Here is a 20,968-nt window from a genome sequence, read left to right as displayed (position 1 = left end):
TCCGATTTCCAATAAATGAAAATTAATTCTAAGAGCGGTCGGGTCGCCAGCGGTCCCAGGGTGTGGAATAGGGATTGCACACCATCTTATTACTGAGGATATCCCCATCATGGCTGATTCCACCAACATCTCCAAGTCCGACCTCGCCCTCGCCGGCAGCGCCCCGGGGACGTTTGTCGTCTCGCGAGGCCCCACGCAGATCCCCCTGACGGACCCGCGATTCACCTGGGACGAGACGACCGGCACGTTCACCGCCGACGGCGTCAGCCAGCTCACCGTGCGCGACTCGGGCGGGCAGGTTTATAACTGCAAGGCTTATGGAGCACGCGGCGGCGGCGCGGCGGACGACACGGCCGCGATCCAGGCCGCCGTGGATGCGGCCGGACCCGGTGGCACGGTCCTCTTACCGCGCGACACCTACCTCATCTCCGGCCCGATCACCGTCCCCGAACGGGTCGTGATCCGAGGGGATCGATCGATCATCAAGCGTGCTCCTCAGATCGTCACCACCACCAGCGCACCGGTGGCGATCGGGGCGAATACGATCACCGTCACCGCGCGGAACGGCCTCAGAGTCGGCCACTACGTGACGGTGGCCACCGGCGTCCCGCTGCCCACGATCGGGGGGCGCGTCGCCTCGCCCGGCACCGGCTACGTCAATGGCGAAACGGTCACGTTCACCGGCGGCCTCGCCCCCGGCGGTGTGCCCGCCACCGGGTACATCACCGCAAGCGGCGGCGCCATTACAGGGATCGTGATCAGCACCCAGGGGAGCGGCTACGTCAGCTCACCCAAGCCCACGATCAACACCGTGGCGGGCGTCGGCGGGGTCGTCGTCCCCCCCTGGCCCGAGCCGAACTATGACCCGCGCAGTCATAGAATCCTCTCGATCAGTGGGAACACCCTGACGGTCCAGGGGAACTTCACCGTCGGGTTCAGTTCCGGCGCGGCGGTCTATACCGTCTGGAACGGGATCGCCTCCACCGGCGGCGGGACGCGGATCTACGACCTGATTATGGACGGCAGCCGCGCGGGCTGGACCTTCTACCCGTGGCAATGCGTGGCCGAGATGTCGCTCACGGGCGACCGCTACATGGTCCAGGGGTGCGAGCTCTACGAGTCGCCCGGCGAGGGCATCATCGCCTTTGGCAACTACAATTCGTGCCTGGACAGTTGGATCCACGACATCAACGGCAACGGGATCCACTTCTCGGGCGTGATGAATATCACGGTGCTCGACGTGGTCGTCGTCCACGGTAACCAGGATCAATCGGTCGGCCACGGCTACCGCGCCGGGATCGCCTGGTCCAACGAGATCTCCCATGTAACGTGCATCGGAAACTATGTCGAAGACTGCTTGAACGGCTTCGGCGCGATCAAGGACACGACGAATTCCGAAGTGACCTTGATGGGTAACACCATCGTGAACTGCTGGGAAAACGGCATTTCGCTCAAGTGCGGGACGACCGATCGTGCCCCGAAAAACGTCTCGATCGTGGGCAACCGGATCTATCAATGCCCCATCGGCATTATCGTGTCCCACACGCAGAACAATACCACGGTTTTCCCGTCCCAGGTTTTGATCAGCGATAATCTCCTCGAAGACAACGTGGTCGGGGTCGACCTCAACAACGCGAGATACGTGTCGATCACCGGCAACATCTTCAAGGGTCCGACCGGGGCAGGTGCGGGTCCGACGTTTCATGTGAGGTTCAGTCGATCCAAACACATCAACATTGCCAATAACACGTTATTGGGGAACCGCTACGGGGTGTACGGCGGTGACAGCCTGACCGAGAACCTGCGGATCAGTGGAAACGTCATCACAAACCAGTACACCCAGTCGGTGGTGATCGCAGGCGCGAAGAATTGCGTCGTGACCGACAACATCCTCTCGAACGACGCGACCGTCATCAACGGCTACATCGGCATCCTGGCCTACGGCCCGGCAGGCATCACGGGGAACAAGCTCAGCCTCGACAACACCAACGGGGGCGTCGTCGGCATCTACCTCAACACGAACATGAACACGTATACCTCGGGTCCGAACGTCCAGGGCAACGAGATCCGGGGGACCTCGCAGAACGGGATCCGCACCGGCGAAGGGCAAGCGGTCATCGCCAACAACGTGTTGACCGCAACAACCACGATGCGCAACGACACCGGGATCGTGACGACGCCGGCCGTCCTGACCTTCACCCGCTCCAGCGGCGTGATTACAGGGGTGACCGTGGTCTCCGGCGGGTCGTACAGCGTCAGGCCGAACGTCTACGCGAGCGACACCACCGGCACCGGGGCGTCCTTCACCGCGACGATGTCCGGCACCGCGATCGCGTCGGTCGCGGTCAACAGCGGCGGATCGAACTACACCAACCCCGTGGCCTCGATCTCGGGGAACTACGTGGGAACTAATTATCAAGTGATTTAATCCTGACTTCCTAATTCAAAGGCGTACGGAGCGGAATACAGCATTTTCCGTTCGTATAGCACACAAGCAAGAGGATCATCGGTGGGTGGCCCGGACAACTTGTTGTCCGGGTGGCGAAGCCACAAGAGGTTCTCGAAATGCCCCGTCGCCAAGCAGACGGCCTCAGTGTCTGTCTCGGAAGGTCGGGCTTCACCGGGAAAAGGAAGGACGCTGGGGTGCCACGGGTTCCGTACTCGGACCCCGTGCGCCCCAGCCAAGGAATTCCCGCACGGGGTCCGAGTACGGAACCCGTGGCACCCGAAAGATTATCGAAAAATACCGATAGGATTCGCCTTCTGGGACAGACTCTCAGCCCGGGCAACGCCTCTTGTCGCTGCGCGACCACGGACAACAAGTTGTCCGGGCCACCCCAAATGGCTTCCGAGTCTTCGAGTCCGATGGAGGGCCGTCCGGGCTTGAGAGGACCTGCTCCTGCCCCATGATTTCCGTGCGTGACTCGCAAGTAATCCGCTGTAGGAGAAGCCGTTGGCTGACACCACGATCAGGGCGACCAACCTGCCGACAGGTTGGTCCGCCTACACCAGGATCACGAACCAGGCCGGCCTGATCTGGAACGGGTCGGCTTACGCCCCCGCTTCCTCGGGCGATTGGGCGGCCTACGCCACCCCAACCCCCGAGACACCCCCCGGCAGTGGAACCTATGTTTGTCCGTTTCCCGCCTCGTCCGCCGCCGGCTACTACACCTGGAACCTCTTCAAGCAGGTCGGCGCGAGCCCCGCGTCGACCGACCCGGTCATCAGTTTCAGCGCGGCCCCCACCTACTGGAATGGGTCGGCGTTCACCACCGCCCCCGTCGCGAACCCGAGCGCGGTCGACCTGATCACCGCCGAGTACGCCGCCCAGGTGCTTGCCGCCGGCGGCGTCACCCTGACCGCCGCCCAGGCCGCCATCCAGCCCACGCTCATCACGGCCGCCTCCCGCGAGATCATTCGCTATTGCTCACGCCAGTTCGCGCTGACGACATACACCGACATCCTCACCCCCGAGGGCAGACGTCAAGATCGGGGCGAACCCGCCTCGGCCAAGCTCTCCGCCTTCCCGGTTCAGGCGGTGCTGAGCGTGCTGACGAATCGGTCCACCGTCCTCACGATCAAGAACCACCACACATCAACCAACCAGTTCGCGTCCGTCTCGTTCGCGATGACCGGCGACGTCGAATATTTCGACCTCACCTACACCGGCCTGATCCTGAGCAGGACAGCCTCCGGCGTCACCACGACGACCACCTTGCCCTTCGCCTCGTCCCTGACGATCCAGGCCTTGGCGAACGCCGTCAACGCCTTGGGCCACGGCTGGAACGCCACGGTCCAGTCGAGTTACCGGCTCCACCCCAGCGCCTCCCTCGTCGGTGCCCGCGAGCCAAAGAACGCACTCGCCAACGGGGCCTGCCTCGACCTGTTCACGACCCCCGCAACCTCGTACGACATCGACCGGGCGAGCGGGATCATGCGGTGCTACGGGGGGACTTCCGGCAATGGTTTCGGCCCCTTCGGCGACGTCTGGGGCGACTCCCTTGACGGCTCCGGCGATTTCTGGGGCTGGGGCCAGTACCAGGTCACCTACCAGGCCGGCTGGGCGACGATCCCCGAGAACTTGCAGCAGGTCTGTGCGGAGGTGGTCAAGGGGATGTATGCGCGGTTGAACCTTAACGATCAGGTCACTTCCATGAGTGGTGGGAGCGACTCCGAGAGTTGGTCCTGGTCGGCCCGCGACGCGACCCAGAACCTGCCGGCGTGGGCCGCGCAGACGTTGGGCGATTACCGATCCTGGAGCGTCTGACCGATGGCCAAACTTCTCAGCCTCCCCGATTGTGCCCAGGCGATCGCCTACCAGCAGATCGTGGCCGCGCTCCGGGCCGACCCGACGATCGGCCTGCTTGTGCCCGAGGCGCAATGGACGACCCACCTTGAAGACGCGACGGTCAAGCGAAACACCGGCCCCGACTGCAACGGCCTGCCGGCCGTGCGGATCATGCCGTTCTCGGCCGGGGTAACCCCCGAGGCCCAGACGATCCAAAACTCCGCGATGGGCCTCGCCATCACCGCGACGACCGCCGGCCACGACGTCCGCGACATCATGAATTTCTGGTATGCGTTGACGGCCCCGGTCTTCACCGGCGACGGCAATAAAACGCTCACCGATTCGATCCGGACTGCGCTCAGGCAAGCCTCGATCGATCGGGGAGGCATCAACATCGGCTCGCTCCAGACGATCCGGCTGGGCATGCCGGCCATCGGCCCGTCGGCCGACTCGCTCGGCAACAAATTCATGGTTGCCGAAGGGTTGATTCACGTTGAGATGACGGTTCCCCGCTGATCTTGCCCCTTCGCTCATTCTTTCACCACTTCGAGGCACATCCTCAAATGGCTCGTGAATTCCTCCGCTGGACCCCAGAGTTGACCTGGGGGACCTTCGATTCCACCTCGACTACCGCCCAGATCATCCAGCTCGACCAGAACAATGCGTTCACGATGCGGCCGTCCCCGGTTTCGTGGCAGATCCGGAGCGCGGGGGGCTATTCGCGTCGGGTCCAGACCGGGTCGTCCAAGACGAGCCTGCAAGGTGGTTTGAACATTCTCTGCTACGGCTCGCAGATGGCGACCTTGATGCCGGCGATCAATGCGACGTCGGCGAATGTGCTCAAGTCGGCGACGATCGACCACTGCATCGTCATGGAGGACAACTCATCGACCAAGGTCTACCGCCGTTACCTCGGCTGCATGGTCAATCAGGCGGTCTTCTCGGCGTCCGAGTCGAACCAGCTCATGCGTTGCAACATACAGCTCACCGCCAAGCAACCGGCGACGATCACGGCGACCGACTTCCCCGAACCGGCGGCGAGTGCCTACCCGTACGATGCGCCTTATGTGTTCGAGATGGCGGCCGGCGGCTTGACGATCGGCTCGAGCCGGGTGGAGTTCGAGGAGTTCAACATCACGATCAAGAACGTCCTCGACCCCCGGTTCATGGCGGGCCAGTACCTCTCGCGTCTGAAGTACTGTGGCCGCGACGTCGACTGGACGACCCGGTTCCCCTACATCACGTCCCTCGATCGCGCTGACTACGAGGCGGTGACGCCCGTCGCCGCCTCGATCACGTTCACCAACGGCACCCACTCGCTGGCGTTCAACTTCAACGCGAACAACTACAAAATGAAGGCCGACGACGACCTCGCGATGGACAAGGTCTACCTCCAGTCGATCGAAGGCTCCTGCTTCTTCGACCCCACCGCCGGCACACCGAATGACCTGACCGTCACGGTCTCTTGATCCTTGCAAAAAAACATTTAACCACGAATGACACGAATGACACGAATAAAAATTAATCAATAAAAAATTCATTTTTGTTTTTTTATTCGTGTTATTCGTGTCATTCGTGGTTAATCTCTTCGATTTCCAAAGCGATTCTCCATTGGCGAGCGGGTTCAAACAGCCAAATTGGTCTACGTTTATTTTTCATTTTCTCGGGAGCCTCTTATGACCGCCGAAGACCTTGCCACGCTGAAGGCCCGGATCGAAGCCGCACTCGCCGACTCCGTCAAGGAGTTCGGCGATCGGCCCGGCCCAGCAGCAGGACCGACCCGGATCGCCATGCCCCTCGCCCGCGCCTGGGCCCTCGCGAACCTCGAGGATACGCGGGCACTCCTGACCGACCGCGCCGTGTCGCTACTCACCGAGACCAAGAACCTCGTCGTGACCTTGACCGAGCAAGAGATCGTGATCGAAGCCCCGGCGGAGACTCCCCCAAAACCCCGAGAGGACGTCACGGTTCCGACAGACGGCGCCGAGCGATAGGTTCAACCTTGAGCAACGTATCCACGGTCACCAACATACGCCAGTTCCGCGCACAGGGAGGACCGGTAACTCCAAGCTCTCGGCCCTCGTTGGGCGTTTCTCGCAGAAAAACTCTTTAAGGGCGGTTAGTCGCCTTGGCAACTGCATGCAGTTGAACAAGTTCACTGCGACGAAGTCTGGAAACAGCCAACAGCACACAGTGTGCTTGCGTACAGAACAAAGTCGCGTGATCAAGAATCGGCATTGTCGTGGCGGATCGTACCAGCGATCGCTAAAATGATTAGGATAGATCATCGCATTGGAGAGGCGCAAAACTGATGAACAACGCGACCGAGTTTAATTTTCACGGTTGGACGCTATCCGAAGCAATCGATGCACTCATGGCCTACGACGGAGGAGCCACGGACTCGGGCATCAGAGATAACGCTATGAAGACAGCCGTGAGGGATTATCTCCAAAGCCTTGACCAAGACTCTTTCCGTCGGACTCTTGCATACATAGCTCGTGACATGCTCACGGACGATGCTATCGACCGCGGATACGGATTAGCGGAAGTTGTGCGGCTGGCAGAATGGATCGACGAAATTAACGTTTTTCAATAACATGATTTTCGACAGTCAGAGTGAGTCATCGAAATATAGCACTAAACTGCACAGATAGTCCCTCATAGACAAGGCGATCTCTTATTTCCAGCTTCCTGCCATCAATGTAGGAAACCACGTTGCGAAAATCAAGCAACGAGATCCTCCCTTCCTCGTTCAGGCACCTCGTTCTAGCCCTCTCGATTACACTTTCTGCAACCTTAAACTTGAACTCTGGCTGGGGAATCTCCTCTCTGCTAAACAACGGATTTGCCGTCGAGCATGTGAAATTGGGCAGCAACTTCTTATAGGCGGCTTGTGCTCGAGCTTCGTCATGCACAAGCATCTCTTTCAATTCATCTATCGTTACAAATCGAAATGATAGATCGAGTTTCGCATCGCCTCCCTTCATTCGGAATCGAATTTTGGTAGCTCCGGTGTCTACATGCAGGTCGCTCAGAAGATTAGGGGTCGCTTGAAACATGTTGTTCTCCATTGCGGCAACCAGTCGTCCTCGCTGATCGCGCATGGAAAAGGAGAGTCCCATGCACCCTATGGGGTCTTGCGTTACGCGAATGATGTCGTTGTCTGCGATTGAGACCGGAACGTCATGTCCCTGAGTGTAAATTCCTCCAAATCTCACAAGATGATTGGGCTGTGCCCAAGGAAATTTGGCTCTCACCGTAGATAGATCATTGTCGGCTTTTTTAAAACCATGCAACTGCGCTTTTGTAAACACTTTCCGGTCAGCCATGGCATGATGCTCGATGCATAGAGCGATCATGCCATTCGGCTCATGGTGGTGCCGCTCATGCCAGGGAGGGTCGAAATGATGCCAACTCAAGAAAGGCTTTCGACAGTGAGGGATCGGGCATCCAAAGCCGACTTCTTGCCTCAAAGCTCGCTTGACCGATTCGCTCGGGTCTCGCCGGAGGCTAGCAGGATTATTTTCCATGCTTACGTCTTTCATTCAAATGTGGTTTTGCAAATTCAGCTGGTACGTGGACGTGGTCTTTTCGAGACCATCCAATGCACTCGCTACTAAATCCACCCCCAGTCCCTGTACAGCCACAAAAAATGCCTCGCAAAAGCATCAAGCACCGGCGAAGCAATCTGTCAGGGATGAGAGTATCCCCGGGAGCTGATCCCTTGGCATAGTGATGGGCACGCTGGAAAGATATTGTGGCAAACGGGAGTGGGTGGGACAAGGTAGAGGCCGTGGCGACCTTCCCAGATAACTATTGGGCAGATCGCTGAATCTTCCTTATCAGCCGTTGGATACCGTCCTCGGCCTCCGGTGCGTGGAGCCGAAGGGCGGGGGTCGCGTACAGCCCTCAGCCTTTGACGTTGTCACAGCCGGAGCCGCCGCAACCAACATCGCCTTTCGCGTCACGTCTCGCTCCTTCCCTGTGGGGCACCAGCCCCTCGTCAGTTGCCCAGCCTACCACCGGGGACCGAGCGACAAAAAATAGGTCGCCCCACCCACTCAGACGGATCAAAAGGAGCCATTCATGGCGGCAAACGCAGTCACGATTGCCAAGGCTATCATTGAGGTCGGAGCCACGGGCGTTGCCGCCGCCCAGGACGAGATTCAGACTCTTGAGGCAAAGGTCAGATCGCTTGGCAATGCATACGCAAACGATCAGATCACAATCTCCGCATACGCCATGAAGACCAATGATCTCAAGACGGAGATCCTGAATCTCTCCGACGGAATACAAATGGCAGCGGCCGCTTCGGCGGAATTCGGAAGCAAACAAGAGGCGCTTGCTTCGCTGACGGAGCACACTGCCGCGAAGACCACAACGAGCTCGAAGAACATACAACTTGGGTTCCTGGAACTCTCGCGTGCCTTCGAAGATGCCCAATACGGCCTCAAAGGCGTGATTAACAATATCCCATCAATCATCCAAATGTTTGATGGTTCAGCAGGCCTTGCGGCCGGAGTTTCGGCCGTGGCTGTCGCGATCAATATCGCGATGCCGCATATCCATAACCTGATTGAGTCGCTCGGCTCGGAAAACCCGAAAATCTTCGATAGAACCCTTCAGGGAATCAAGGACAAGATCGAGGCCATCGAGAAAAAACCGATCAAATTCGACGCCGATTATCAGGTGCTCACGGCCGCAAAACAGACTCTAGGGGAGATCACGCAGGGCCTCTCCGCCTATCAGACGATCAAGAATCGCAAATCTAGCGTAACGGAAGAGCGCGGGAAGATCCTGTCTGACGCCGTGGTGGAGAATGCAGGGGGTGCCGAGAATCTCGGAAACGTGATCGAGAAGATTCTCAAAAAGGACAAAACGTTCACTGCTTCACAAGGGCAAGCCTTGATCAGGAAGGAGAAACTGGAGAAAGAGATCGCGCTGGAAGAGGCTACCGTAAAATCGATCGAGGACATGGGTGGCGATGATCAAGGGATGGGGCTGGTCCACAAGGAGGCTCTCCAGAAGGCCAAAGTTGAACTGGCCAAGCTGAATGTGGCCATTCAAGAGGAAGGCAGAAACAAGGTTGACACTCTGATCGGAGAGTTCAGTGCCGGCTCCGAGAAGGCCCGCGTCGAGATCCAGAAGATGATCGAGGCCAACCCGGAGGCATTCAAAGCCGGCGGTGTCCAGGACCTCTTCGGATCTGAGGTGGACCGGGCGAGCGATGAGAAAATCAAAGCTCAGCGCCAAGAGAAGATCGACACCGCGAACGAAAAGAAGCGGACCGCTCAGCAAAAGATCCTTAAGGCCGAGGCTGAGAAAGTGGCTCAGGCTGTCGAACAAGCCCAATCCGAGAAAGCCAAGCCCGTCATCGATGCCTTTGTGAAGGGCAAGGATCTCGCCGGGATTGCGGCACAGGTCCTCGGTGACATTCAACGCGAAAAGGTGGCTGGGCCCGACGGCAAGCCGATGGACGGCCAACAGCAGATCGAGTTCATTCAGAATCAGATCCGCAGCGTGATCGAAGAGGAACTCAAGTCGCGCGAACTCCTCAACGCAGGGAGCGGCAAGGCGGCTGCCGCAGTGGCCACGTCGCTGGCGGGGCAGGCCCCGCATGTACTCAAGGGCCAGCAGGATCACGCCAAGAAGTTCGAGCTGGAATCCACGAGAAAGCAAATCGATCAGCTTGTCAAGAACGAAGACGCATCCATCAAAGCCAGTGGCATCGACAAGGCGGCGACCGAGATGGCGGCTTACCTCAAAGCGGAGGGCGGCACCGTGGTCAATGGCCAGTTCCGACAGATGAATGAGTCGCAGCAGATCGAATTCATCAAAGACCAGGTCGCCCGATTCCTCCATCGTCCGATGGGACTTGACAAGCACGGCCGAACGGTCTTTGCAAACCCAAGGATGGACGCGGAGACCACCGACAATATCGCCACGAAAGTGGCGGTCGGGGCGAAGAGCGACCTGGATCAGCGTATGGCCTCGATGGCGGGAGCGAATATGAATAACACGGCGAAACTGCTGAACATCGCCGACCAGCTCGATAGCGAGGTTGGGCGGCTCACAACCTTCGTTGCAAGCCTAGACCGAGGGGTCAACCAACTGCGAAGCAAGGTCCAGACCCGTCAACGCTCCCAGGGGAAGACAGGGAGATAAGTCGTGGCCGATCTCTTCACAATCGATGGCGTCCCTCTCGACCCAATCACCGACGATTTTGTGGCCCTCCGCTTCTCCGAGCGGTTCGGCACCATCCCTTCGCTGACCCTCCAGCGGCGAGGGATCGCCCTCCCCGGCCTCCCCGACCCCTGGATCGGCAAGGAGGCCACCTGGAGGCACAACGGCACGCTCACCTTCACCGGGGACGTCGTCTCGGCCACGCCGTCCTACACCGGGATCGGCTGGGTGATTACTTATCAGTGCCTCGGGATCCGCAACCGACTCGACTGGTTCCCGCATACCGACGGCACCAGCGGCATCGACACGTCTCAGTTCAACCTCACGCTCGAGGACCCCGATTACAACGCGGCGAAGGCGGGGAGGACCGTCGGCGAAATCCTCAATGCCGCCCTGACGATGGAGGCCAACGCCCACCTCATCCACACCCACGGCCTGGGAGGATACACAAGCCTCGCGCCCCCGACGCTCCCGGCGGCCACCCTTGCCGACCTCGCAGCGATGACCGTCATTCCGCCTCGCCCCGTCTACTTCACGGGGGAGAAACTCGGCGCGGCCATTGACGGCTTCCTCCAGCAGAACGCCCCCAACCATCGCTTCTGGATCCAGCCCGACGGCGTCTTCCGGTTCATGGATTTGCGGACGTTCACGCCCCAGACCCTCACGATGGGCACCGACCCGATCGAGCCCACGGAACTCTCCCGCGACGTCGGCGACTGCTTCCAGCGAGTGGTCGTGCGGGGCCAGCCAATCGCGATCATGGGGGTCTTGAAGCAGTCGCTCGGGCAGATCACCCAGAACTTTGCTCACGACGGGTTGACCAATGCCCAGGCGATCTCCGCCTGGAGTCCCAGCCAGTTCCGCCAGGCGGGCACCGCCCAGAATGTTGGCACATGCACATGCCCTAGCACCACGACTGTCACCGTTACCTCGACCAACGCTTCGGCCGCTTGGGCAAGTAACTTCTGGGATCAAACGCACGGACAGGGGGTCATCAACCTCTACTCAACCACGGTTCCCGGGGTAACCCAGCTCTGGTCTTCGCGGATCATCAGCAACACCTCGTTGACGGCGGGAGGTACGTCCACGCTCACGATTGACAGCCCTCTCCCGCACACCAATTACGGCCATTACACGATCAGTGGACTCAGCACGGGGGGCAGTGTCGTCTGGACACAGTACCAGATCGCCGATTCCTCGCTGTGGCCTAAGGTTGTCAAGCAGTCGACCTATCCTCAGCCCTTTGTTTCACCTGGAAATGGTGGGGCCACCCTGATCTCGGCGTCCCTCGGGGTCGTGCTCTGGTCCTCCAACGGCAGTCCGCCTTACAATAGTTTCCCCCTCGCGTTCACATATAATCCGACCACGGGCAACGTCCGGTTTATCTCGCCTACCTATTTCACGGCCAACAATGCGGCTCCCGCTGACATTTGGCTCGCCCTCCCGCTCCAGACCAACCCAAACCAGGCGATTGAGCCGCCGGACCTCGCCGGGGTACCCCAGTATTCGGGCACCTCGTACACGGTGGACGGCCTGACGAAGACGCTGACGGTGGACGCGCCGTACTGGCGGGACCCCGGCCAGTTGGCCCAGATTCAAGCCTACGCCTCAAATCTGTTGGATTCCGTCAATAACGCGACCTGTGAGGGCGGGGTCACATACTACGGCTTCTTCACTGACGCAATGACCTTCGGCCTGGCGTTGAACATCGCGGGCAATGACGGCAACGGGGCCTACACGACCGGATGGGAAGGGTTGAGCCTGGCGGTGATCGGCGTCGACCTCGACTGGCCGGAAAACGAAGGCATTGACTATCGAACAACCATGCACTGCTCAAATCGCAGGCAGGCACTGAGTGCCTCGATGTTTATGCATCCGGAGCAGCAATTGGGAGCAATCGGGACCAGTGGCGATCTCTTCAATCCTTTCGCGATCTATCAGCCTGAAATGATGCGTGAAAGCCAGGGGAACTACCGCGAAGCGGCGGAGGCGGCCCGTGCGGGCAAGCTCTCGCCTGGCGGCTTGTCGACGGGGAACGATACCGGTCTCGGCGCGAGCGGCTTCACGATGGCCGACATCCTCAGGGCCGGCGCCGATAACGGCAGCGGCGTCCACGACCCGGCGAGCAACACGAGCCGCAGGCCAGCAACGCTAAAACCCCGAGAAGAGCGAGAGGCTGCTGCTGCAGCCAGGTCAGAACGGGACAAGGACCGGAATGACCAAGTCAGGGAGGCAGACCAAAAGCACCAGGATGACCGGCGTGCGAAGATTCGGCAGACCAATGAGGACAATGACGCAAAACGGCAGGCGAAAAACGACGAGATCAGGGCGGCCGAAGGAAACCGCCTGGTTGGCATGAGAGCCCTCGGTGATACCACGCCTCGCCTGCCCAAGGATCCAGCCGAGCGGGAGCGGATCGCCGACCTCGGGAACCACCCGACTGATACCTGGTCGCATAAGGACCGAGGCGTGAAGCAGCCGGAAGCCCCCAATAAGCGGATTGCCAACTTGGGCCGACACGAGGCGGCACCCGCAGACGAGCGGATCAAGAATTTGGGTCGGCATCAGCCAAAGCCGCCAAGCGAACGGATCAAGAACCTGGGCAAGCACCCGACCGACGTGTCGGCGTACAAAGATCTGGGGGTTTCACGCCCGGAGGACCCGGCGAAGGCAAAACGGATCAGCAAACTCGGTCTACCTGACAAGGACGAAGAATGACCAACGAGACTTCCGATTTGGTGATGCGAATCGCTACCCTTGAGGCGATCGCCAACGAGCTTGAGCAGATCGTGCTCAAGCTCCAGCAGCGGATTGCGGCAGCCGAACAGGGACTTGGACAGAGGTGGGTGTGATGTCCATCGAAACCTCCAATGCTGTCGAGCGGATCTTGACTCTGGAGCGAAAGTTCTTCCGGTTGCGGAAGAACATCGACGACCTCGTCGCCTGGCGGGTGCCGGGGGCAGAGCAGCAACTTGCGATCTCGTGGGCAGTGGCAGGAAGAAGGGGTTGCACCACGACGTTCACGGGCAAAGTCGTCGGCAGTCCGGCATTGGGCGCCACGGAACTTCCCGGGTCATCGATCCGGATCGTTGGCCGCCAAAGTGGCCTCGACTATGGCACCTTCAGCCTTCCGCTTGGGACCTACTCGATCGACCTCATTTTGGATCCCGCAGACTTCTCCTTCGATCTTTATGCGATCGGGCCAGGGACGAGATTCAATCAGTCGCCGGCACCGGTCACTCAATATCTTCAGACGAGCCAATGCCGTCCCACCACTTTTGCGCCGATTACATGTACACCGGCAACCGGCTATCGCTACTGGTCCGGCCCTTGCAGTTTCCCCGTGGCCACTACCCTGAACTGGACATCTTCTCTGCATGGTTCTGGAACGCTGATCTGGCAGGCTTTTTCCGACACTTGGCAGTCAGGCGGAGCGGGGTCTTTCCCGACCTACGCCTACGGAATCTGTCCGGCCAGGCCCAGTATCCCGCTGAGTTTCAGTACCCCCGGCACTACGGCGACTGGCGGGCTCCCGCCAGGCTGTTTCGCGGTCAGCTATCCCGGCGATGCGTTCCGCTGCCCGAATGCCTCGGGAGGCATAGGTTCCGTCGAGAGCTATAGCCGGGTCCTGATCGCGTCCCCGCAATGCGCCGATGTTGCGACGAAATTCGACATGACATATGCCATCCCAGGTGGGACGGGTGCGATCTTCGGCCCGTCGAACCAGACGTTTCGGATATGGGAACCATGAGCCAGACCCGCGATTGCGAATGCGACCACGGCTTTCCACTCTGTGCCTGCCACGAGGGCCTCACAGGGCATTCCCTCTGGCGTCGGTCCAACGAATTGTCCGCGCCTACGGGGTGGCCGTCGCCTGTACTGGATGCCGAGGTTATTGCTGCGCACCAGAGGGTGGTGGCCGAAGCATTAGCGTCGCAAGCCGTAGCTCTCCGTGCTGCCAAGCCCCGGGTGGCGTTGGGCGTGGATCAGTCGCAGATTCCACCGCCGGATTGCGTTCCGTGTCAGGAAAAGCGAGGTTGAGATTAGTCGTGAACGCCTTTCCCGCTCCGATCTACCCAGGGGATAGCCTTACCATTCGCTGTGAGTTCGAGTTTGATATGGTGGATCGTGGGGTGCCCCATATCGATCGCCTTGAAGGTGCCTCGAGCCCTGGGCTGTAATGTATCTGGGGTCAGGAAGGCCGTGGTCGTGCCGAGCAGTCGTCCTTGGCGATCCTCAATACTGATCTGCACTTCGACCCGATCGATCGCCTCGCCCGTAAGATTTTGAATGCGGCCGTCGATATAAACAGTGTCTTCGATCCCTGACGGGGTAATCGCGACATCGGTGACAGCGAGTTGCGTTCCCAGGGCCGGCGTGGAAGCCCGTTGATTCTTGGACTTCCCCCTCACGGGACGCTTCGCCGTGCTTTTAGTCGCGGGCTTCGGGTCGATACCATCAGCATCGAATTGGAAGCTATCGGCCCCTTTAGCCATCGCCTCATAATCCTGTTCAAGCGGCAACTTGGCGATCGTATCAATCCTGGCCAGCATCTCCGAGTCATCCTTGGCGTCGGCTTTCGCCTTTGAGATGAGCCGGTTAGCCTCTCGTTCATCCTTCTCGCAACCGATGCCCTGCTGGTAGCTTCTCGCTAGCAACGCTATGTAGAGCGGAAGACCCGATTTGGCGGCCTTTGCCCTCCACGCAAATGAGCCTTTAAGGTCTGGTGCGACTGCGTCGGGATTCAGCGAATTGCCTTCAAGCCTGATGGCCATCTGGGTCATTGCCTGGGCGTTGCCGGCTTCTGCGGATTCTCGCAGCCAGTCGCCCGTTTTCTTTTCGTACTTTTCGTACAGAGGCTTGCCGAACACGACTATGCTTATCGATTTGTACATGTAATAACTGCTGCACGAAAGCATTGCTTTTGAGTTTCCAAGCTTGGCTGCCTTTTCCCAGTAGTACAAAGCCGACGCCAAACTCAGAGGTTGGCCTTCAAGGCCCTGTTCGAAACCAATGGCGAGATCCACCATGGCGCGAGTATCGCCCAATTCGGCGGCACGCTTCATGTGCTCAATTGATTTTGCAATATCCTTTGTCGTCCCCTCTCCAGACAGGTAGCAGCCAGCCAGCTTTGTGATGGCGAACACGTCGCCCTTGCTAGCCGCAAACGAAAACAACTTGAATGCTTGTTCCGGTTCTTTCGAGACTCCTAGCCCGCTCCGAAGCAAGCATCCGAGCAAATACGCGTCCAACGCGTTGGTTGCGGCTGTCCTTCGTAATTCCGGGGCGACTTCCTTGGCCATCCTCCAGGGCTAGCGCGCATTTATAGGTAGTTTTGGCGACCTGTAGGGCTTGCGCCCGGGCCGATATTTTTGTAAATCATTCTCCATGCTTACTCCCCGGCTGGTTATGCATGGAGAGCGAACGATGGCGGATCCACGACGCGTCGACCTGGATGAGATCGTACTCCACTTCCACGAGTTGGAGGACCCCCGCTCCTCGATCAATCTCCAGCATCCCCTGACCAGCGTCATTGCGATCGCCTTGATGGCTATCCTGGCCGGCGCCGCCGGCCCGACCGCGATCGCCAGGTGGGCTGTCATGAAGGAGGCGTTCCTCGTCAGAGTCCTGGACTTGCCCAACGGCATCCCACGCAAGGACGTCTTCCGTCGTGTCCTCATGGCGCTGAAGCCCGATGCCTTCCAGTCATGCTTCGCCGGATGGCTGCGGTCCTTGCGGGCGACAGCGGAAGCGGAGACCGGAATCGAGCAGCCGGTCCTGGCCGTGGACGGTAAGACGGCGAGGCGGAGCCACGACCGCAAGAACGGCCTGGGGGCCCTGCATTCCGTGAGCGTCTGGGCGAGCGAGTACGGCCTGTCGCTGGGCCAGGTGGCCTGCGCCGAGAAGTCAAACGAGATCACGGCCATCCCCGAGCTCTTGAGGCAGGTCGACATCGAGGGGGCCATCATCACGATCGACGCGATGGGGACGCAGAAGGCCATCGCCGAGCGAATCGTCGAGGGGAAGGCGGATTACGTCCTGGCCTTGAAAGGGAACCAGGGGACGATGCATCAGGTGGTCATCAACCACATCCTGGAGCAGTGGGAGGACGACTTCGCGGGTGTGGATGCCGGCCGGCATCAGACCGTGGAGTCGGGGCATGGCCGTCGGGAGACGCGGACCTACATTCAACTTCCCGTGCCCCAAGACCTACCGGGGCTCAGGTCGTGGAACGGGCTGAAATCGATCGGTATTGCGGTCTCCGAATCGGTCCGCGACGGCAAGGTGACGGACGAGGTCCGCTACTACATCAGCAGCCTGGCGATTGATGTGCAGCGATTCGCCCGCGCCGTTCGGTCGCACTGGGGCATTGAAAACGGCTGCCACTGGACTCTGGATGTGACCTATCGCGAGGACGAATCGCGGATCCGCGAGAAGTGCCTCCGAGAGAACATGGCGTGGCTGAATCGCCTCAGCCTCTCGCTGTTGAAGCAACATCCCGGCCGCGAGAGCGTAGCCATGAAGCGGCGGAGTTGCGGCTGGAGTGAGGAGTTCCTGTTGCAAGTCATTGTCGGATCAACGAATTAGTGTGCGCTGGCCCTGGGCCATCCTCTCCGCTCCGGAGGCATCGAATATGCTCAAGCCAAGCTCACGGTCATCCTGGTTATCGTTTGAGGTACAGATCGCCCTCATCGCCTTCGCCTGAATCGTCATCGGCTTTCGGAGGCATTTTTCCACCTCGGCCGGCCGATCGAGCAGGAGCCATTTTCTCGCCTGGCCGACTTGCTCGTCAGTGGGCGGCGACGCCCCGAAAGCCACGAGTCCAAAGCACGAAAGACTTAGGGTGACTAGAGAGATAATCCCGCGCATAACCAAACTCTCCGCGTGCCAAATCCCGAATGCGTGCATTGAGGTATTTGATCACGCCGGAGCGGGCTTGGCAAACAAATAGGTAGGTTTTGTCCAGGAAGACAGGAAATCTTCCATCCGCGACATCAAGTCGCACACAATGTGACCCTTCTGCACAGCTTGCTTACCCGTGCCCCCACGGCTTCCCGCTGTGCGCCTGCCACGAGGGCCTTACCGGCCCCGCCCTCTGACGGCGATCTGCGCCATCAGGCTGGCCGTCGCCGGTGTTGGGGCTCAGTCGAAGATTCCGCCGGTGGATTGCCTCTGCCTTGCCGAGAGAAGACCAGCGATGCACCGTCGCTGACCTGACGGAGAAGGTTCGGCTTGATCCGTTTTCCTGACTTGGAGAACGCGCTTGCCCGAGATCAGCTCAAACCTGAGTTGGGAGCATGCATGTCTCTGCATTCGCAAATTGGTTCGCACAACTTTTTGACGAGTCGCGAAGAATAGGATAGCGGCTGACTGACTCACGCGAGACCTGGTGTGCTCGGTGTCAAGTCAAAGGGTCCGCGAGTGGGAGGAGCAGGGTCTCCCGGTTCGGGCTTATTCAAGGGAGGCGGCGATGCGTCGCTTTCGATTCTCGATCATTGCGATCAGCGCATTACTGGCGGTTGCTCTGGCCGGCGCTCCGGTCTTCGCCCGAGGGGGCGGTGGTGGACACGGAGGCGGCGGGGGACGTGGAGGTGGCGGGGGTGGATTCCGAGGCGGTGGATTCGGCGGGGGCGGATTTCGAGGCGGTGGGTTCGGCGGATACCGGGGCGGTGGGTTCGCTGCGCCCAGGTCCTTCGCTGCACCCAGGTCCTTCAGTGCCCCCATGGGAGGATTTCGCGGTGGCAACGTCATGCGAGGGCCCTCAATGGCCGGGCCGCGCGTGCAGAGCTTCGGCGGAGCTCGCGGATTTCAGCCGGGTCGAGGCTCGCTCGGAGGGATGTCTGGCCGAGGCGCCATCGGAGCCCGGTCTTCGTTCAACAACTTTGGCAATCGGGCTGGTGTGGGCAATTTCCGGAGCTTCGGGAATCCGGGCTTCGGCGGTGTCAATCGCATCAGCAACTTCAACAGTCTGAACCGGACCAACATCGTCTCCAACCGGGTCGGCTTCAACAATTTCGGCGGCCGAGGCTTCAACAATTTCGGCGGCCGAGGGTTTGGAGGGTTCGGGCGCGGGTTTGGCTTCGGGCGCGGATTCGGCTTCGGCCGAGGCTTTTATCCGTTCGGCTGGTACGGGTTGGGTGGCTGGGGGTTCCCGCTCGGACTCTGGCTCGGGTACGGGCTGGGAGGATATGGATACGGCGGGTATGGGTACGGTGGGTATGGTGGGTATGGCGGATACGGGAATTGGGGTTATCCATACGGATATGGCTTCGACGACTATGGATACGGGCCGTCGGGCTGGCTGTACGGTGGGAGCCTCTATGGATATGGCTATGAGCCGTACTTGAACCCATACTACGACGGATCGGTGGGGGTCGCGGTCAACTCTTACGACTACACGCTGCCGATCAGCACTGGGGGCCCGGCGGTGGCGGAGGCGGTGGTGGACGAAGCGTCCACGCTCTTCGCCTCGGCACGCGACTCCTTCAAGCAGGGCAACTACGCGCCGGCCTTGCAACAGGCGGACGCGGCGCTGGTCAAGACGCCCAACGACACGTCCTTGCACGAGTTCCGCGCGCTCTGCCTGTTTGCGTTGGGACGCTATGACGAGGCAGCCACCTCCTTGTACGCCGTCCTCTCGGTCGGACCCGGCTGGGATTGGCCGACGCTGATCGGGCTCTATCCCAACATCGACGTCTACACGACGCAGCAACGGGCCCTCGAAGGGTATTGCAAGGACAACCCGCAATCGTCCACCGGCCGATTCGTGCTGGCCTACCATTACCTGACCCAGGGACACTTCGACGTCGCGACGAGCACGTTCAAGCAGGTGGTCGCCCTGAAGCCGAGCGACACCCTCTCGGCGAAACTGCTCGAACAGCTCGAGGCCGCCCGGAAGAACGCGGCAGCAGGGGCAGGCGCGGGGGCGGTACAGCAACCACCGCCGGCTCCCGACTCGGTCTCGGCCATGAATACGACCGTGCCCGACGGGGCGACAATCAACGGAACCTGGTCCGCGCAGCCGAGCACCGACACGTCGATCGCGCTGACGATCGAGGACGGCGGAGCATTCCACTGGAAGGTGGACCAGAAGGGGCAGACGCGGCAGTTCGCGGGGCACTCGAATTTCGGGAGCGGCGTCTTGACGCTGATCCCGGACAAGAGCCTACCCATCGTCGGTCGCGTGGGCTGGACCGACCCCACCCACATGACCTTCCGCGTCATCGGCGACCGCTCCGAAGCACCAGGGTTGAGCTTCTCGAAGTGAGCCGGCTCTCAGGGCCGGAGAAACAGGAGGACGCTGCAAATCCTTGACGCCAGCCGGCGGATCCGGGCCTCCGGATCAACGCACGGGACACCACGACCGCTCCTTCATCAATAAAGCCCTTGGGAACACCCGTTCTCAAGGGCTTTTTTTCATGCGCGGAGCCAAGCGTGAATCGTGGCGATCCGACGGTGGGAGACCGCTCAAGGACAAGACGGTGCATGCATGCCCTATCCTCCAGTAAGATGTGTGTTCTCACTCACATACGGCATCGGACGATTTCACGATCAGGGATCATCCCTGATGCCAGTTCACCACTTTAAGGGAAAGACGATGGAATCGGAGATCTGGGTAAAGTCCGAGGAAAAGCGAACCTTCATCCTCGTACTCAGGGACCGCAAGGTTCACCACATGAAGATTACCGGGCTCATGCTCAAGCGTAAGTCACAAAATGTGCTCGAAGCCTTGCAGCAAGGCCAGGAACCGTCGGCCGCCGGAGCGAATTCGGTCACGACCCTCGACGTCGAGTCGATCCGTAAAGCCGAGGTGAGCCCGAGCAATGGCTCCCTCACCCTCCACGGTGAGGGCGAAGGCAAGGGCTCCAAGCCGCTGAAGTTCTCGACGTCCGACAGCAATGCCGACAAAATCCTCCAGGCGATTCTGGCGCAGACCGACCGCCCCTTTCAGCCGCGCCAGGAGGAGATCGGAGCGCTCGAGGCCCTCGCCCCGCCAGCCCTCTTCGGCGCGGTGGGCGGCATGCTCTGCTGGGCGTCCTACATGACCGCCAGAGACTTGGCCGCCGGCCATGAGGCTGAGGTCAAGGGGATCCGCCGGCGCGGCATGCAGCGGATGTTGATCGGGATCTCGGAAATGCTCGGGACCAGCGGCACGATCGTGGTCGGCTTAATCCTGCTCGCCCTGATCCTCGGCTGGGCTGCGCATCGGATCATCCGCCGGCCCGAACGCACCGTCTGGCTGCCCAACACCGAAACCACCATGGCCTGATGATTCCACGCCCGCGCCCACTGTCCTCCCTTCGGACGCTCTGTCCGAAGGAGAGACAGCCCGGCAAATCGGCCCAGAGACACTCACACCGACGCCCCCCCAGGTTCGAGCCAGGAACAGGCTCACCGAGTCACAAGCCGCAATCCCGGCCTTGTTCATGATCCATGAAAATTCAACAGTCGTTGGTCCATCAACGGCCCATGACTTGCGTATAATTATTAAGGAGT

15 protein-coding genes are annotated in these 20,968 nt (G+C 60.2%); 13 read left to right on the top strand and 2 right to left on the bottom strand.

Features of this window, described 5'->3' with window-relative positions; translation table 11 throughout:
- Positions 1–109 precede the first annotated feature (109 nt).
- The 6 genes from SINAC_RS20520 to SINAC_RS20495 all read left to right on the top strand — a co-directional run bounded on the left by SINAC_RS20520 (position 110) and on the right by SINAC_RS20495 (position 6,884).
- Entirely contained in the window at positions 110–2,428 is a 2,319-nt protein-coding gene (locus SINAC_RS20520) for a NosD domain-containing protein (protein WP_015247513.1), read from the top strand.
- Positions 2,429–2,953: 525 nt separating this feature from the next.
- On the top strand, positions 2,954–4,267 hold the full coding sequence (locus SINAC_RS20515; protein ID WP_015247512.1) for a hypothetical protein: 1,314 nt from the start codon (positions 2,954–2,956) through the stop codon (positions 4,265–4,267).
- A gap of 3 nt (positions 4,268–4,270) precedes the next feature.
- Positions 4,271–4,804, top strand: coding sequence for a hypothetical protein (locus SINAC_RS20510; protein WP_015247511.1), 534 nt, complete (start codon positions 4,271–4,273; stop codon positions 4,802–4,804).
- Between the two features lie 47 nt (positions 4,805–4,851).
- On the top strand, positions 4,852–5,757 hold the full coding sequence (locus SINAC_RS20505; RefSeq protein ID WP_015247510.1) for a phage tail tube protein: 906 nt from the start codon (positions 4,852–4,854) through the stop codon (positions 5,755–5,757).
- 207 nt (positions 5,758–5,964) lie between these two features.
- Entirely contained in the window at positions 5,965–6,282 is a 318-nt protein-coding gene (locus SINAC_RS20500; RefSeq protein WP_015247509.1) for a hypothetical protein, read from the top strand.
- 317 nt (positions 6,283–6,599) lie between these two features.
- Complete coding sequence (locus tag SINAC_RS20495) at positions 6,600–6,884, top strand: hypothetical protein (protein WP_015247508.1); 285 nt, start codon at positions 6,600–6,602, stop codon at positions 6,882–6,884.
- 25 nt (positions 6,885–6,909) lie between these two features.
- Here SINAC_RS20495 and SINAC_RS20490 read toward each other — a convergent pair whose 3' ends face one another.
- Positions 6,910–7,818 (bottom strand): hypothetical protein, encoded by a 909-nt coding sequence (locus SINAC_RS20490; protein WP_015247507.1) that lies wholly within the window; start codon positions 7,816–7,818, stop codon positions 6,910–6,912.
- A 556-nt stretch (positions 7,819–8,374) separates the two neighbouring features.
- Between SINAC_RS20490 and SINAC_RS20485 the strand changes: the two genes are divergently transcribed.
- The 4 genes from SINAC_RS20485 to SINAC_RS20475 are packed head-to-tail and all read left to right on the top strand — an operon-like array spanning position 8,375 to position 14,222.
- Complete coding sequence (locus SINAC_RS20485) at positions 8,375–10,453, top strand: hypothetical protein (RefSeq protein WP_015247505.1); 2,079 nt, start codon at positions 8,375–8,377, stop codon at positions 10,451–10,453.
- 3 nt (positions 10,454–10,456) lie between these two features.
- Positions 10,457–13,189 carry a hypothetical protein gene (locus tag SINAC_RS20480; RefSeq protein ID WP_015247504.1) on the top strand — a complete coding sequence of 911 codons (2,733 nt, stop codon included), beginning with the start codon at positions 10,457–10,459 and terminating at the stop codon, positions 13,187–13,189.
- On the top strand, positions 13,186–13,323 hold the full coding sequence (locus tag SINAC_RS40635) for a hypothetical protein (protein ID WP_015247503.1): 138 nt from the start codon (positions 13,186–13,188) through the stop codon (positions 13,321–13,323). Before SINAC_RS20480 ends, SINAC_RS40635 begins: the two co-directional genes overlap by 4 nt.
- Complete coding sequence (locus SINAC_RS20475) at positions 13,323–14,222, top strand: hypothetical protein (RefSeq protein ID WP_015247502.1); 900 nt, start codon at positions 13,323–13,325, stop codon at positions 14,220–14,222. Before SINAC_RS40635 ends, SINAC_RS20475 begins: the two co-directional genes overlap by 1 nt.
- Before the next feature lie 292 nt (positions 14,223–14,514).
- Here SINAC_RS20475 and SINAC_RS20470 read toward each other — a convergent pair whose 3' ends face one another.
- Complete coding sequence (locus tag SINAC_RS20470; RefSeq protein WP_015247501.1) at positions 14,515–15,774, bottom strand: FxLYD domain-containing protein; 1,260 nt, start codon at positions 15,772–15,774, stop codon at positions 14,515–14,517.
- A 124-nt stretch (positions 15,775–15,898) separates the two neighbouring features.
- Here SINAC_RS20470 and SINAC_RS20465 point away from each other — a divergent pair, with 124 nt between their 5' ends.
- The 3 genes from SINAC_RS20465 to SINAC_RS20450 all read left to right on the top strand — a co-directional run bounded on the left by SINAC_RS20465 (position 15,899) and on the right by SINAC_RS20450 (position 20,741).
- Positions 15,899–17,059, top strand: coding sequence for an ISAs1 family transposase (locus SINAC_RS20465; RefSeq protein ID WP_015244219.1), 1,161 nt, complete (start codon positions 15,899–15,901; stop codon positions 17,057–17,059).
- An 883-nt stretch (positions 17,060–17,942) separates the two neighbouring features.
- A complete protein-coding gene (locus SINAC_RS20455) occupies positions 17,943–19,739 on the top strand; it encodes a tetratricopeptide repeat protein (RefSeq protein ID WP_015247499.1) in 1,797 nt (598 codons plus the stop codon).
- A gap of 300 nt (positions 19,740–20,039) precedes the next feature.
- Complete coding sequence (locus SINAC_RS20450) at positions 20,040–20,741, top strand: hypothetical protein (protein WP_015247498.1); 702 nt, start codon at positions 20,040–20,042, stop codon at positions 20,739–20,741.
- Positions 20,742–20,968: the final 227 nt, after the last annotated feature.

The sequence above is a fragment of the Singulisphaera acidiphila DSM 18658 genome (genome assembly GCF_000242455.2).
GTDB classification, from domain to species: Bacteria; Planctomycetota; Planctomycetia; order Isosphaerales; family Isosphaeraceae; genus Singulisphaera; species Singulisphaera acidiphila.
Note: the sequence above shows the minus strand (reverse complement) of the source record. Positions and strands in the feature narration are given on the sequence as shown.

What these genes read in the sequence shown, in the direction of transcription:
- SINAC_RS20485 (WP_015247505.1), top strand. Translation starts at nt 8,375, where the DNA reads ATGGCGGCAAACGCAGTCACGATTGCCAAGGCTATCATTGAGGTCGGA.
- SINAC_RS20520 (WP_015247513.1), top strand. Translation starts at nt 110, where the DNA reads ATGGCTGATTCCACCAACATCTCCAAGTCCGACCTCGCCCTCGCCGGC.
- SINAC_RS20500 (WP_015247509.1), top strand. Translation starts at nt 5,965, where the DNA reads ATGACCGCCGAAGACCTTGCCACGCTGAAGGCCCGGATCGAAGCCGCA.
- SINAC_RS20510 (WP_015247511.1), top strand. Translation starts at nt 4,271, where the DNA reads ATGGCCAAACTTCTCAGCCTCCCCGATTGTGCCCAGGCGATCGCCTAC.
- SINAC_RS20490 (WP_015247507.1), bottom strand. Translation starts at nt 7,818, where the DNA reads ATGGAAAATAATCCTGCTAGCCTCCGGCGAGACCCGAGCGAATCGGTC.
- SINAC_RS20495 (WP_015247508.1), top strand. Translation starts at nt 6,600, where the DNA reads ATGAACAACGCGACCGAGTTTAATTTTCACGGTTGGACGCTATCCGAA.
- SINAC_RS20450 (WP_015247498.1), top strand. Translation starts at nt 20,040, where the DNA reads ATGCCAGTTCACCACTTTAAGGGAAAGACGATGGAATCGGAGATCTGG.
- SINAC_RS20505 (WP_015247510.1), top strand. Translation starts at nt 4,852, where the DNA reads ATGGCTCGTGAATTCCTCCGCTGGACCCCAGAGTTGACCTGGGGGACC.
- SINAC_RS20465 (WP_015244219.1), top strand. Translation starts at nt 15,899, where the DNA reads ATGGCGGATCCACGACGCGTCGACCTGGATGAGATCGTACTCCACTTC.
- SINAC_RS20455 (WP_015247499.1), top strand. Translation starts at nt 17,943, where the DNA reads ATGCGTCGCTTTCGATTCTCGATCATTGCGATCAGCGCATTACTGGCG.
- SINAC_RS20470 (WP_015247501.1), bottom strand. Translation starts at nt 15,774, where the DNA reads ATGGCCAAGGAAGTCGCCCCGGAATTACGAAGGACAGCCGCAACCAAC.
- SINAC_RS40635 (WP_015247503.1), top strand. Translation starts at nt 13,186, where the DNA reads ATGACCAACGAGACTTCCGATTTGGTGATGCGAATCGCTACCCTTGAG.
- SINAC_RS20475 (WP_015247502.1), top strand. Translation starts at nt 13,323, where the DNA reads ATGTCCATCGAAACCTCCAATGCTGTCGAGCGGATCTTGACTCTGGAG.